Below are 14069 nucleotides of genomic sequence, written 5' to 3' on the forward strand. Positions count from 1 at the left end.
CGGACAGCGAAGCGCAACATGGTAACGGGCCGCAGCCGCTTTGACAAACCGGCCCGCCTTCATCTCCATCGTCTCTCCCGCTCCCCGCCTGCACTTTTGCTGTCTCGGACTTGTTCGTGCAGCGCGGCCGCCATGGCCGCCGCGCTTGGGCCCTGCAGGACGGCTTACACCGTCATCACTTCCTTTTCCTTCTCCGTGACCATCTTGTCGATGTCGGCCACGAACTTGTCGGTCAGCTTCTGGATCTCGTCCTGGCCACGGCGCTCTTCGTCTTCCGAGGCGATCTTGTCCTTGACCAGCTTCTTGAGGCCTTCATTGCCTTCGCGGCGGATGTTGCGCACGGCGATCTTGGCATCTTCGGCTTCGCTCTTGACCAGCTTGACCATTTCCTTGCGGCGTTCTTCGGTCAGCGCGGGCATCGGCACGCGGATCAGGTCGCCGTGGGTGGCCGGGTTCAGGCCCAGGTCGGCTTCACGAATGGCCTTTTCGATGACGGCCGCCATTTTCTTCTCGAAAGGCTGCACACCGATGGTGCGGGCGTCGATCAGGGTCAGGTTGGCGACCTGCGACAGGCCGGTGGGCGAACCATAGTATTCGACCATGACCTGGTCCAGCAGGCCGGTGTGGGCACGGCCGGTACGGACCTTGGCCAGGTTGGCCTTCAGGGTTTCGATGGACTTGGCCATCTTCTGTTCGGTATTTTTCTTGACGTCAGCGACACTCATGCTGCTCTCCTAACTTTGGTGCAATAACTTGGCTTGTCTTGATGGCAAATGCCTGAAAGACGGGCATTGTAAACGGGAATCCCGGCCTGCGGCCGGTTTCTGATCTGCAATATCGTTGCGCGGTGCTTCAGACGTGGACCAGGGTCCCCTCGTCGGCACCCATGACCACGCTCTTCAATGCGCCCGGCTTGACGATGGAAAACACCTTGATCGGCAGTTTCTGGTCGCGGCACAGGGCAAAGGCGGTTGCATCCATCACCTGCAGGTGCTTGGCGATGGCTTCATCGAAGGAAATCGACTGGTAGCGGGTGGCCGCCGGGTCCTTCTTCGGGTCAGCCGTGTAGACGCCGTCGACCTTGGTCGCCTTCAACACGATCTGCGCACCGATTTCCGAGCCACGCAGGGCGGCGGCGGTGTCGGTGGTGAAGAAGGGATTGCCGGTACCGGCAGCGAAGACCACGATCTTGCCTTCTTCCAGGTATTGCAGCGCCTTGGGGCGCACATAGGGCTCGACCACCTGCTCGATGCCGATGGCCGACATCACGCGGGCCGTCAGGCCAGCCTGGCGCATGGCATCGGCCAGGGCCAGCGAGTTCATGACGGTGGCCAGCATGCCCATGTAGTCGGCGGTCGCACGATCCATGCCCTGGGCACCCGGCGCCACGCCGCGGAAAATGTTGCCGCCACCGATCACGATGGCCAGCTCCACACCCAGTTTGCTGATTTCTGCTACATCCGCGACCATGCGTTCGATGGTCGCGCGATTGATACCGTAGGCGTCGTCGCCCATCAGTGCTTCGCCGGAGAGTTTGAGGAGTACGCGCTTGTAAGCTGGTGTTGTCATTGCAGGGCTCCGTGTTCTGTCCGAGGTTGAATTACGTATTGACGCGCCGGCACTGGCCATCACCCGACGAAATGGCGCTGTTTCGTCATCAGGAGGCGTCCGAACGCATGAGGGGATTGTGCTGCTGCGCCCTGTTTCGTCTTGCTGCTACTGCACGCTTTGCTGCTTGCTGCCTGCCGGCTACTGCTGCCGGGCCTGCCGCTGCATGTCAGCATTCATCCGACGGATGATCCTGACTGTAGATGCAGGCGGCCCCGAAAGTTCCGGAGCCCGGCTTAAAAAAACGGGCCTCTCGGCCCGTTTTTCCTGCGACGCTTACTGAGCTTGTTTCGCTGCAGCCACTTGCGCTGCGACTTCAGCTGCGAAGTCGTCCTGCTTCTTCTCGATGCCTTCGCCAACCACGTACATGGCGAACGACTTGACGGTGGTATTGGCCGCCTTGAGCATCTGTTCGACGCTTTGCTTGTCGTTCTTCACGAAAGCCTGGTTGAACAGGGACACTTCCTTCAGGTACTTCTGCACCGAACCGTCGACCATCTTGGCGACGATCTCAGCCGGCTTGCCGGATTCAGCAGCCTTCAGGGCCGCAACCGAGCGTTCCTTCTCGATCAGGTCGGCCGGCACTTGCTCTGCCGACAGGGCGACCGGCTTCATGGCGGCGATGTGCATGGCCACATCCTTGCCGACTTGCTCTTCGGCGCCGTCGAACTCGACGATCACGCCGATGCGGGTGCCGTGCAGGTAGGAAGCCAGCTTGCCGGTGGTTTCGAAGCGCTGGAAGCGACGGAACGACATGTTCTCGCCGATGCGGCCGATCAGTTCGGTGCGCAGTTCTTCCAGGGTCTTGCCGTCGGGCAGCTTGCAGGCGCCCAGGGCAGCCACGTCAGCCGGGTTCTGTTCGACCACCAGCTTGGCAGCGGCTTCGACCAGACCGATGAACTCGTCGTTCTTGGTCACGAAGTCGGTTTCGCAGTTCACTTCGACCAGGGCGCCGACGTTGCCAGCGATGTAGGTCGAGATGACGCCTTCTGCGGTGATGCGGGAAGAGGCCTTGGAAGCCTTGCTGCCCAGCTTGACGCGCAGGATTTCTTCGGCCTTGGCCATGTCGCCATCGGCTTCGGTCAGCGCCTTCTTGCATTCCATCATCGGCGCGTCGGTCTTCGCGCGCAGATCGCCCACCATTGCTGCGGTAATTGCCGCCATACTTTTCTCCTGACTTGGAGGCATCCCGCGCATGCGGCATGCCTGAAACTCGAAAATTGAATCAAAAAAAAGGGGCCACTGCGTCACTACCCGCTGTCACCCCTTTTTGGACTACCGTACTACCGGAAGAGCAGAATCAAGCCTGCTCGACCTCGACGAATTCATCGCCCTTGACTGCTTCGACGACGTCGTTGACGGCGTTGGCGCGGCCTTCCAGCACGGCGTCAGCCATGCCGCGAGCGTACAGCGCGATCGCCTTGGCGGAGTCGTCGTTACCCGGGATCACGTAGGTGACGCCTTCGGGCGAGTGGTTGGTATCGACCACGCCGATGACCGGGATGCCCAGCTTGGCAGCTTCGGTGATGGCGCCCTTGTGGTAGCCGACGTCGATGACGAAGATGGCGTCAGGAATGCCGCCCATGTCCTTGATGCCGCCGATGGCCTTCTGCAGCTTTTCTTGCTCGCGGCTGAACAGCAGGGCTTCCTTCTTGGACAGCTTCTCGACCGAACCGTCTTCCAGGGCAGCTTCCATGTCCTTCAGGCGCTTGATGGAGGTCTTGATGGTCTTGAAGTTGGTCAGCATGCCGCCCAGCCAGCGCTGGTCAACGTAGGGCACGCCAGCGCGCTGCGCTTCGGTGGCCAGGATTTCGCGGGCTTGACGCTTGGTACCGACGAACAGGATGGTGCCGCGGTTGGCCGACAGCTGGCGCACGTACTTGACGGCTTCCTGGTACATGCCCAGGGTCTTTTCCAGGTTGACGATGTGAATCTTGTTGCGATGGCCGAAAATGAAGGGGGCCATCTTGGGGTTCCAGAAGCGGGTTTGGTGACCGAAATGGACACCGGCTTCCAGCATTTCGCGCATGGTAACGGACATGAATTTCTCCAGGGTTAGGTCTGGAATCCGCTCGGTCATCCGGCTCATGCAGCCGGACACCCTTTTAGCGAACGGATTCGCGTTTCAAAAAATAAATTAGAACACTTATTGCCAAACAGACATGAAGAATCATTCCGCACACCGCATTCGACAACCAATCTGTGGTTTTCAGATCAGCCCGGCATTCTACTCGACCCTACACTTTTGTTCAAGTAGCACATCAAGCCGGACCGCACAGTCATCTCCGGGCCGCGCCATCCCGCCCGGAGCGGGCAAAACAGAAACCACCCCTGTCGTCTATAATCCCGTCTTGACGATTTTCTAGCGAATTGCGATTCATCATGGGCAACATCACCATCAAGACCGCCGAAGACATCGAAGGCATGCGCGTGGCCGGCCGCCTGGCCGCCGAGGTGCTGGACTACATCACCCCCTTCGTGAAACCGGGCGTAAGCACCGGCGAGATCGACCGCCTCTGCCACGAGTACATGACCAACGTACAAGGCAGCATCCCGGCCCCGCTGAACTACTGCCCGCCGGGTTACACGCCCTACCCCAAGGCCATCTGCACCTCCCTCAACGACGTGATCTGCCACGGCATCCCCGGCGACAAGGTGATGAAGAACGGCGACGTCCTCAACATCGACGTCACCATCATCAAGAATGGCTACCACGGCGACACCAGCCGCATGTTCTTCCTGGGCGAACCGTCCATCCTGGCGCGCCGCCTGACCGAGATCACTTACGAATGCATGTGGCTGGGCATCTCCAAGATCAAGCCGGGCGCACACCTGGGCGATATCGGCCACGTGATCCAGCAGCACGCCGAAAAGGCCGGTTACAGCGTGGTGCGCGAGTTCTGCGGCCACGGCATCGGCAAGGTCTTCCATGAAGAACCGCAGGTCCTGCACTACGGCCGCCCCGGCACGCTGGAGAAGCTGGAAGCCGGCATGATCTTCACGGTGGAACCGATGATCAACGCCGGCCGCCGCGAAATCCGCGAAATGGGCGACGGCTGGACCATCAAGACCAAGGACCGCAGCCTCTCGGCCCAATGGGAACACACCGTGCTGGTGACCGAGACCGGCTTCGAAGTGCTGACGGTCTCGCCCGGCATGCCGGCACCGCCGGCCTTCATCCAGAACCAGGTCGCCTCCCCGGCGTGATCCTGGCCGCCGGAACCATGTGCCCATCCCGCCTGCACACAGTTTCCGGCACGAAACCTGCTTGGGGCGCAAAGCCGCATGGGGATGCGGCTTTGTTCATATAGGCGCCGCCCCGCCGCCCTGCTTGCCCTGATTGCCTACCACGATGCCCACACTCGCCATCACGCTCAAGAAACAGCTCAAGGCCGCGCGCCAGCAAGCCATCGAGGTGTTCCAGTCCAACCACAAGACCGAGCAGTTGCTGGCCCAGTTGCGCCGCAACGTGGACGAAGCCCTCACCACTGCCTGGGAAGAACTGGGCATGTCCGGCAATGCGGCCCTGGTGGCCGTGGGTGGATATGGCCGCGGCGAGCTGTTCCCGCACTCGGATGTGGATGTGCTGATCCTGCTGGACCAGGCCCCGGATGCGGCCAAGAAGGAAAAGCTGGAATCCCTGGTGCAGCTGTTCTGGGACATCGGACTGGAAATCGGCCACAGCATCCGCACCATCGACGAGTGCCTGGATGAATCTGCCGCCGACATCACGGTGCAGACCAGCCTCCTGGAAGCCCGCCTGGTGACCGGCAACCGCGCGCTCTTCAAGAAATTGCAGGAGCGCTACCATGCGGCGCTGGACCCGCTGGCCTTCTTCCAGGCCAAGACCCTGGAAATGCGCCAGCGCCACATCAAATATGAAGACACGCCCTACAGCCTCGAACCCAACTGCAAGGAAAGCCCCGGCGGCCTGCGCGACCTGCAGGTGATCCTGTGGGTGGCCAAGGCGGCGGGCCTGGGCAACTCCTGGGGCGAGCTGGCCGAACACGGCATGCTGACCTCCACCGAGGCGCGCCAGTTGCGCCAGAAGGAACGCGCCTTCAAGGACATCCGCATCCGCCTGCACATCCTCACCGACCGCCGCGAAGACCGGCTGGTCTTCGACATCCAGACCCAGATCGCCGAGACCTTCGGCTTCAAGACCACCGATACCCGCCGCGCCAGCGAATACCTGATGCAGCGCTATTACTGGGCAGCCAAGGCGGTCACGCAGCTCAACACCATCCTGCTGCAGAACATCGAAGCGCACCTGTTCCCGCAGCAGGCAGTACCGCGTCCGCTCAACGAGCGCTTCAACGAGGTCAACGGCTTCGTCGACATCGCCCATGACAAGGTCTTCGAGGAGACACCTTCGGCCATGCTGGAAGTCTTCCTGGTGCTTTCCGAGCATCCGGAACTGAAGGATATGTCGGCACGTACCCTGCGGGCGCTATGGCATGCGCGTTTCAAGATCGACAATGCCTTCCGTGCCAATCCGGAAAATCACCGCCTGTTCATGCAGATCATCCAGAGCAAGCGCGGTATCACCCACGCCCTGCGCGGGATGAACAGCACCAGCGTGCTGGGACGCTACCTGCCGAACTTCCGCCAGATCGTCGGCCAAATGCAGCATGACCTGTTCCACGTCTACACGGTGGACCAGCACATCCTGATGGTGGTGCGCAATGTGCGCCGCTTCACGATGAGCGAACATGCGCATGAATATCCCTTCTGCAGCCAGCTCATGGCCAACTTTGGCCAGCCCTGGGTGCTCTACATCGCGGCCCTGTTCCACGACATCGCCAAGGGCCGTGGCGGCGACCACTCCAAGCTGGGCATGGCCGACGCGCGGGCCTTCTGCGAGCAGCATGGCATCTCGCCGGACAATACCGAGCTGATCGTGTTCCTGGTGGAGCAGCATCTGGCCATGTCGCACGTGGCGCAGAAGCAGGACATGTCGGACCCCGATGTCATCACCGCCTTCGCGCAGCTGGTCAAGGACGAGCGCCACCTGACCGCGCTCTACCTGCTGACGGTGGCCGATATCCGCGGCACCAGCCCCAAGGTCTGGAACGCCTGGAAGGGCAAGCTGCTGGAAGACCTGTACCGCATGACCCTGCGCGTGCTGGGCGGCGAGGCACCCTCGGCCGACCGCGAACTGAAGAACACCCAGCAGGAAGCCATCAAGACCCTGCGCCTGTACGGCCTGCCGGCCGACGCCCACGAGGCGCTGTGGAAGCAGCTCGACGTGGCCTACTTCCTGCGTCACGACGCCTCCGACATCGCCTGGCAGACGCGCTGCTTCTACGACAAGGTCGACACCGGGGTTCCGCTGGTGCGCTGCCGCCTGGCACCGATTGGCGAAGGCGTTCAGGTGGCGGTCTACACGCCCGACCGCCCTGACCTGTTTGCGCGCATCTGCAGCTACTTCGACGAAAAGAGCTTCAGCATCTTCGACGCCAAGATCCACACGACCCGCAACGATTACGCGCTGGACGCCTTCCTGATCAATGCCCCGGTCTTCGCCAAGAACTACCGCGACATCATCAACCTGATCGAACACGAACTGGGCGCCCTGCTGCAGTCCGACGCTCCGCTGCCGGCGCCTTCCAAGGCCCGCCTGTCGCGCCTGTCGCGCACCTTCCCGGTCAATCCCTCGGTGGACCTGCGCCCCGATGAGCGCGGCCAGTACTACCTGCTGTCGGTCTCGGCCAATGACCGCGCCGGGTTGCTGTATTCGATCTCCAACGTGCTGGCCAAGTACCGCATCAACCTGCACACCGCCAAGGTGATGACCCTGGGCGAGCGCGTGGAAGACGTGTTCCTCATCGACGGTCCCGGCCTGTCCCAGCCGCGCAACCAGATCATGCTGGAAACCGAACTGCTGCAGACCCTGCGCATCTGACCCGCCTCACCTTGTCCGCGCTGTCGCCCAAGTCTGGCGCGGCGGCGCGGCTGGCCGTACAATCTCACCCTCGCCGCTGGCCGGCCCTCCGTTTTTCGCAAGGCAATCCCCATGACTGAACCTGTACGACTTTCCAAACGCATGTCCGAACTCGGCCTGTGCTCGCGCCGCGAAGCCGACGAATGGATAGAAAAGGGCTGGGTGCGCGTGGATGGCCAGGTGGTGTCGGTGCTGGGCAGCAAGGTGCTGCCGCACCAGAAGGTGACCGTGGAACGCCAGGCCAGCGCCGAGCAGGCCCAGCGCGTGACCATCCTGATCAACAAGCCCATGGGCTACGTCAGCGGCCAGGCCGAGGATGGCTACAAGCCGGCCATGGTGCTGGTCAACGAACAGTCGCGCTGGGCCGAAGACCAGACCGAGATACGCTTCCACCCGCGCCAGTTGAAGAGCCTGGTACCGGCCGGACGGCTGGACATCGATTCGGTGGGCCTGCTGGTGCTGACCCAGGATGGCCGCATTGCCAAGCAGCTGATCGGCGAGGATTCGGCGGTCGACAAGGAATACCTGGTGCGCGTGCAATACACCCGTCCCGGCAAGCTGCCCGAATCGGACCTCAAGCGCCTGAACCACGGCCTGATCATGGACGGCAAGCCGCTGCGTCCGGCCAAAGTGGTATGGCAGAACGAGGATCAGCTGCGCTTTACCCTGCGCGAAGGCAAGAAGCGCCAGATCCGCCGCATGTGCGACATGGTCGGACTGAAGGTGATCGGCTTGAAGCGCGTGCGTATCGGTGGGGTGAAGCTGGGCGAGCTGCCCACGGGCCAGTGGCGTTATCTACGACCGGACGAGAAGTTCTGAACGCGATCCCCTGAATGAAAATGAAAAAACGGCCCTGATTCACCATCAGGGCCGTTCTCCTTTGCGGCAGGCAAAAAGGATCAGAGGAAACGATCCAGGATCTTGCGGCTGTGCTTGTCCAGCGCCTTCTGGTCGCGGATCAGGAACTGGATGCCGTGGCTGTCGGCGATCAGCAGCGCCGGTGCGGCCAGGCGGCGGATATCTTCCTCGCCCTTGAGCGTAAAGGTGGTGGTGCCGCGCGTGGTCTGCACGGTCCAGTCACTGGGCGTGGCGAAGGTCGACACGCTGACGATGCGCTGGATCTCCGGCATGAACTCGCGGCTGGCCAGCTCTTCCTCGATCAGGCGGCGCGTCGGCGCATCCACTTCATCCAGGGTATCGATCCAGGCCAGTTCGTGACCGTCGCTGCTGACCAAGGACAGGCCGCGTTCAGGCGAGGTGATCGGAAATGCACGCACCGGAATCACGTGCTCATGCAGCCCGCCCTGGGCATCGGTCAACACCAGGCGTCCAAAAGCGTTGCGCTCCAGGGTGAAGGTTTGGGCAGAATTGATCGTGGTGCTCATGGCTTATTCGCCCTTCTCTTCTTCGCTCACCGACACCTCGGCATCCCCATCAGGATTGCGCGCCTGGGCCTGGTAGAGCTTGTAGTAATGCCCTTCACGGGCCATCAGTTCTTCGTGGTTGCCGACCTCGACCACCTGCCCGCGATCCAGCACCACCAGGCGATCGGCCTTGCGCAGGGTCGACAGGCGGTGGGCGATGGCAATCGTGGTACGGCCCTGGACCAGGTTGTCCAGCGCCTTCTGGATTTCCTTTTCGGTCGTGGTATCGACCGAGGAGGTCGCCTCGTCCAGGATCAGGATGCGCGGGTCGATCAGCAGCGCGCGCGCAATCGAGATGCGCTGGCGTTCACCGCCTGACAACGCCTGTCCGCGCTCGCCCACCAGCGAGTCATATCCCTGCGGCAGGCGCAGGATGAATTCATGCGCGTGGGCCGCACGAGCCGCCGCGATGATTTCCTCACGGGTGGCTTCCGGCTTGCCGTAGGCGATGTTCTCGGCAATGGTGCCAAAGAACAGGAAGGGTTCCTGCAGCACCAGGCCGATGTTGCGGCGATATTCGGAGATGGGCAACGAACGGATGTCCACGCCATCGATGCGGATCGCCCCTTCGGAGACATCGTAGAAGCGGCAGATCAGGTTCACCATGGTGGACTTGCCCGAGCCGCTGTGGCCAACCAGGCCGATCATCTCGCCCGGCGCAATGGACAGGCTCATGTTGCGGATCACCGCGCGGTTGCCGTAGCGGAAGCCGATGTTGCGCACTTCGATGGCACCCTTGACGTTTTCCAGGTGCACCGGATTGGCCGGCTCCGGCACGCTGGAGACGTGGTCCAGGATGTCGAAGATGCGCTTGGCGCCGGCCGCAGCCTTCTGCGTGACCGACACGATGCGGCTCATCGAGTCCAGGCGGGTATAGAAGCGGCTGATGTAGGCCAGGAAGGCGGTCAGCACACCGACCGTGATCTGGTTGCTGGAGACCTGCCAGATACCGAACACCCATACCACCAGCAAGCCTACCTCGGTCAGGAAAGTGACCGTGGGCGTAAAGAGCGACCAGATCTTGTTGACCCGGTCATTGACCATCAGGTTGTGGCGGTTGGCTTCACGGAATCGCGCCACTTCACGCTTTTCCTGCGCAAACGCCTTCACTACGCGGATGCCGGGAATCGTATCGGCCAGCACATTGGTCACTTCCGACCAGATGCGGTCGATCTTCTCGAAACCGTGGCGCAGGCGATCCCGCACCACGTGAATCATCCAGGCGATGAACGGCAGCGGCAGCAAGGTCACCAGCGCCAGCCAGGGATTGATCGAGATCAGGATGGCGGCCGTCATGATGATCATCAGCACATCAATGGCGAAATCCAGCAGGTGCAGCGACAGGAACACGCAGATGCGGTCGGTTTCCGAGCCGATGCGCGCCATCAGGTCACCGGTACGCTTGCCGCCGAAATACTCCTGCGACAGCCGCAGCAGGTGCGCGTAGGTAGTCGTGCGCAGGTCCGCGCCGATGCGCTCGGACACCAGCGCCAGGATGTAGGTGCGCGCCCAGCCCAGGCCCCAGGCCAGCACCGCCGCGCCCAGCAGGCCCGACAGGTAAAGCGTGGCCAGGTGGGTATCGATGGGCGTGCCGTTCTGGAACGGGATCAGCACATTGTCCATCAGGGGCATGGTCATGTAGGGCGGCACCAGCGTGGCGGCGGTGGAAGCCAGCGTCAGGAGGAAGCCCAGCAGCAGCGAGCCCTTGTAGGGCTTGGCGAAGCGCGACAGGCGGAACAGCGCCCAGGTCGACGGTGGCGCTTCCTTGGTCTCCGGACAGATGGCACAGGTTTCCTGGCCTTCCGGTAGCACGGCCTTGCAGGTCGGGCAGACGTCGCCCTCTTCCTCGGCCGTCACGCCCGAGGCCAGCAGATCGCGCTGCTGCTCGAAGAGCTTGATCAGGCGCAGCGCCTGCGGATTCTGGGCCAGGGTGTAACGCCAGGCCGCTAGGCGGCCGGCGCCGTCGCACAGCTCCAGGGTACCGACACCGGCATGGTCGACATGCTTGAGTTGCAGGTCCGGGCGGTAGGCCCACTCCTGCCATTGCTGGCCGTCCGGGGCCAGGGCCAGCAGACGCTGGTCAGTCGCCAGCACCAGCGAGGGCTTGAAGTGCAGCTGGGCGTCCAGGTCCAGTTCCAGCCAGGCCAGCACGGTTTCCCCCTGGGCCAGGCGGGCAGCAGTTTCCGTTTGCCAGCGCTCGGGCAGGCTGGCGGTCGCGGAAGGAATTGAGTCAGTAGTCATGTAACGGCAGCGTTGAGGCCCGAAGTGAGCAGTTTGGCTATTGTTTTGGGAGGTGCAGGTCTCGCCGGACCTGTTGTCTTGTTGTCTTGATGCCTGCAAGGATGTGCCAGCGGGCAGCGCGCGATTATAGCGCAGCGTCCCCCGCTGCCAATCCACGATCTGCCCACCCATCCTGCGGCAGCCTTTCGATAACGCGAGAGGTCGTCAAATGGTGCACCTGAGGCTTCACCCGATGACACATCGGCATGATCTTTCCCGCATGATGCGAATGGCTGATCTGCCAAGCTCTTCATCTCGGGCGCAGCCTGGCGGATTTTTCGGCGGCATTGCCACGGCAGCGGGACAGTCTGCGACAATATCGTTCATCTCCATAGCACCCTGCCCGCATGCACCCCGTCGCTCCAACCGTTGTACCCTGCCCGCCTTTGACGATACAAAACCTTCATTTGATTTCTTCCGGGCAATATCAATTTTCATTCAGTTCTGCCATCTGGCAAATGCAGTAAACCAAAAGCCGTCCTGCGCGTTAGTGAACCATGCGTTATTCTGACAGAGCGCTGACCGGCGTGCGCAGGGTGGCACGTGCGATGCAGCCAGCATCGTTATCCTGGCTTGGGCAATTACAGCGGACTATCCACCACACATGAAAAACATCGAATTCCTCCGTTTTCTGAACCTCAAGGGTCCCAACATCTGGACCTACCGCTCCGCCCTCGAAGTGTGGATCGATATCGGCGAACTGGAAGATTTTCCCTCCAATACCATTCCCGGCTTCGTCGACCGCCTCACCACCTGGCTGCCCACCCTGATCGAACACCGCTGCAGCTACGAAGAGCGCGGCGGCTTCGTGCGCCGCCTGCACGAAGGTACCTGGCCCGGCCACATCCTGGAACACGTCACCCTGGAACTGCAGAACCTGGCCGGCCTGCCCGGCGGCTTCGGCAAGGCGCGCGAAACCAATGTGCGCGGCGTCTACAAGGTGGTGGTGCGTGCCCGCCATGAAACAGTCACCCGCGCAGCGCTCTTCGCCGCCCGTGACCTCGTGATGGCCGCCATCGAAGACCGCCCTTACGACCTCGACGGCACCCTGCGCAAGCTGCGCCGCATGGTGGACCGCCTGTGCCTGGGTCCCAGCACCGCATGCATCGTGGACGCCGCCGACGAGCGCCGCATCCCCACCATCCGCCTCTCCGAAGGCAACCTGGTGCAGCTGGGCCACGGCTGCAAGTCGCGCCGCATCTGGACTGCCGAATCCGACCAGACCGGCGCGATTGCCGAAGGCATCTCGCGTGACAAGGATCTGACCAAGTCCCTGCTGGAAACCTGTGGCGTGCCGGTGCCCGAAGGCCGCCTGGTGGATAGTCCCGCAGACGCCTGGGATGCAGCCCAGGACATCGGCCTGCCGGTGGTGGTCAAGCCCTGCGATGCCAATCATGGCCGGGGCGTTTTCATCGACCTGAACACCCAGGAAGAAATCGAAACCGCCTACAAGGTCGCCCTGGAAGAAGGCAGCGGCGTGCTGGTCGAGCGCTTCGTGCCGGGCCTGGAACACCGCCTGCTGATCGTCGGCGGCAAGCTGGCCGCCGCCGCCCGTGGTGAACCGATCTTCATCGTCGGCGACGGCAAGTCCACCGTGCAGGACCTGCTGGACGAACTGAACCGCGACCCGCGCCGCGGCCTGCTGGAAGAACACCTGCTGGACCCGGTGCTGCTGGACCGCGAACCAGCTGCCGTGCTGGAACTGCAGCGCCAGAACCTGACCACCGAATCGGTCCCCGCCGCCGGCCGCCGCATCCTGCTGCTGCGCAATGGCAACGTCTCCTCTGACATCACCGACCTGGTCCACCCCAGCGTGGCGGCCGCCGCTTCCCTGGCCGCGCGCATCGTGGGCCTGGACATTGCCGGCGTGGACATCGTGGCGGAAGACATTTCGCGTCCGCTGCAGGACCAGGGCGGTGCCATCGTCGAGGTCAATGCCGGCCCCGGCCTGCTGATGCACCTGAAACCCTCCGACGGCAAGCCGCGTCCGGTCGGCGAAGCCATCATCGACAACCTGTTCGGCCCGGAAGAAAACGGCCGCATTCCCATCGTCGGCGTCACCGGCACCCATGGCAAGACCACCATTTCGCGCCTGATCGCCCGCATCGTGCACCTGTCGGGCAAGCACGTGGGCCTGGCCTGCGGTGAAGGCCTGTACTTCGGCGAACGCCAGATCGAGCGCGGCAACCGCGCCACCTGGGACGCCGCCCATCGCGTGCTGCTGAACCGTGCGGTGGAAGCCGCCGTGTTCGAGAACGGCAGCGCCGCCATCCTGGCCGAAGGCCTGGCCTACGACCGCTGCCTGGTCGGCGTGGTGGCCAACATCGATCCCACCGACAGCCTGCCCGAGTTCTACATCGAAAACGCCGAGCAGATCGCTACCAAGGTCAAGCGCACCCAGGTCGACCTGGTGCTGCCCGAAGGCGCCGCCGTGCTCAATGCCGACGATCCGCTGGTGGCCGACATGGCCCAGCTGTGCGATGGCGAAGTCATCTTCTTCAGCACCGACCCGGCCTCCGAACTGCTGGCCAGCCACCTGAAGGAAGGCGGCCGTGCCGTGTTCCTGCGCGATGGCGACCTGATCCAGGCCGAGGGCGAGCGCCAATGCAAGGTCAGCTCGGTCGATGCCATTCCGCTGACCGAAAACGGCGCGGTGGCCTACCAGGTGGAAAACGTGCTGGCGGCCGTCGGTGCCGCCTGGGCCTTGGGCATCGGCCCTGAGGTGATCCGTGCCGGCATCGAGCTGTTCGGCACCGAGCGCGCCGAAGAGCAAGGCCTGAAGTTCAAGAGCCAGGCCGCCTGAACCGGCGCGC

Annotated in this window: 10 protein-coding genes; 4 read left to right on the plus strand and 6 right to left on the minus strand. The window is 62.8% G+C overall.

Features of this window, described 5'->3' with window-relative positions; genetic code table 11:
- Positions 1-164: 164 nt before the first annotated feature.
- The 4 genes from frr to rpsB all read right to left on the minus strand — a co-directional run bounded on the left by frr (position 165) and on the right by rpsB (position 3649).
- On the minus strand, positions 165-725 hold the full coding sequence (gene frr, locus FYB76_RS09660; protein ID WP_088753857.1) for a ribosome recycling factor: 561 nt from the start codon (positions 723-725) through the stop codon (positions 165-167).
- A 127-nt stretch (positions 726-852) separates the two neighbouring features.
- Positions 853-1569: a UMP kinase gene (pyrH, locus tag FYB76_RS09665; RefSeq protein WP_088753856.1), complete on the minus strand. Its 717-nt coding sequence runs from the start codon at positions 1567-1569 to the stop codon at positions 853-855.
- A gap of 315 nt (positions 1570-1884) precedes the next feature.
- Positions 1885-2772: a translation elongation factor Ts gene (gene tsf, locus FYB76_RS09670; protein WP_088753855.1), complete on the minus strand. Its 888-nt coding sequence runs from the start codon at positions 2770-2772 to the stop codon at positions 1885-1887.
- Positions 2773-2908: 136 nt separating this feature from the next.
- Entirely contained in the window at positions 2909-3649 is a 741-nt protein-coding gene (gene rpsB / locus FYB76_RS09675; protein WP_088753854.1) for a 30S ribosomal protein S2, read from the minus strand.
- A 341-nt stretch (positions 3650-3990) separates the two neighbouring features.
- Here rpsB and map point away from each other — a divergent pair, with 341 nt between their 5' ends.
- The 3 genes from map to FYB76_RS09690 all read left to right on the plus strand — a co-directional run bounded on the left by map (position 3991) and on the right by FYB76_RS09690 (position 8371).
- Positions 3991-4815 (plus strand): type I methionyl aminopeptidase, encoded by an 825-nt coding sequence (gene map / locus FYB76_RS09680; protein WP_088753853.1) that lies wholly within the window; start codon positions 3991-3993, stop codon positions 4813-4815.
- A 145-nt stretch (positions 4816-4960) separates the two neighbouring features.
- A complete protein-coding gene (locus tag FYB76_RS09685) occupies positions 4961-7513 on the plus strand; it encodes a [protein-PII] uridylyltransferase (RefSeq protein WP_088753852.1) in 2553 nt (850 codons plus the stop codon).
- A gap of 111 nt (positions 7514-7624) precedes the next feature.
- Positions 7625-8371 carry a pseudouridine synthase gene (locus FYB76_RS09690; RefSeq protein WP_154133518.1) on the plus strand — a complete coding sequence of 249 codons (747 nt, stop codon included), beginning with the start codon at positions 7625-7627 and terminating at the stop codon, positions 8369-8371.
- Between the two features lie 80 nt (positions 8372-8451).
- Here the strand turns inward: FYB76_RS09690 and FYB76_RS09695 are convergent, their stop codons facing one another.
- Positions 8452-8937: a DUF1854 domain-containing protein gene (locus FYB76_RS09695; protein WP_088753851.1), complete on the minus strand. Its 486-nt coding sequence runs from the start codon at positions 8935-8937 to the stop codon at positions 8452-8454.
- A gap of 3 nt (positions 8938-8940) precedes the next feature.
- Complete coding sequence (locus tag FYB76_RS09700) at positions 8941-11217, minus strand: ABC transporter ATP-binding protein (RefSeq protein WP_088753850.1); 2277 nt, start codon at positions 11215-11217, stop codon at positions 8941-8943.
- 643 nt (positions 11218-11860) lie between these two features.
- On the opposite strand from FYB76_RS09700, the gene cphA reads away from it, so the two are divergent.
- A complete protein-coding gene (gene cphA, locus FYB76_RS09705; RefSeq protein WP_154133519.1) occupies positions 11861-14059 on the plus strand; it encodes a cyanophycin synthetase in 2199 nt (732 codons plus the stop codon).
- The last annotated feature ends 10 nt before the right edge of the window (positions 14060-14069 follow it).

This window comes from Herbaspirillum sp. CAH-3 (assembly GCF_009668275.1).
In the GTDB taxonomy this organism is placed as follows: Bacteria; Pseudomonadota; Gammaproteobacteria; order Burkholderiales; family Burkholderiaceae_D; genus Herbaspirillum; species Herbaspirillum aquaticum.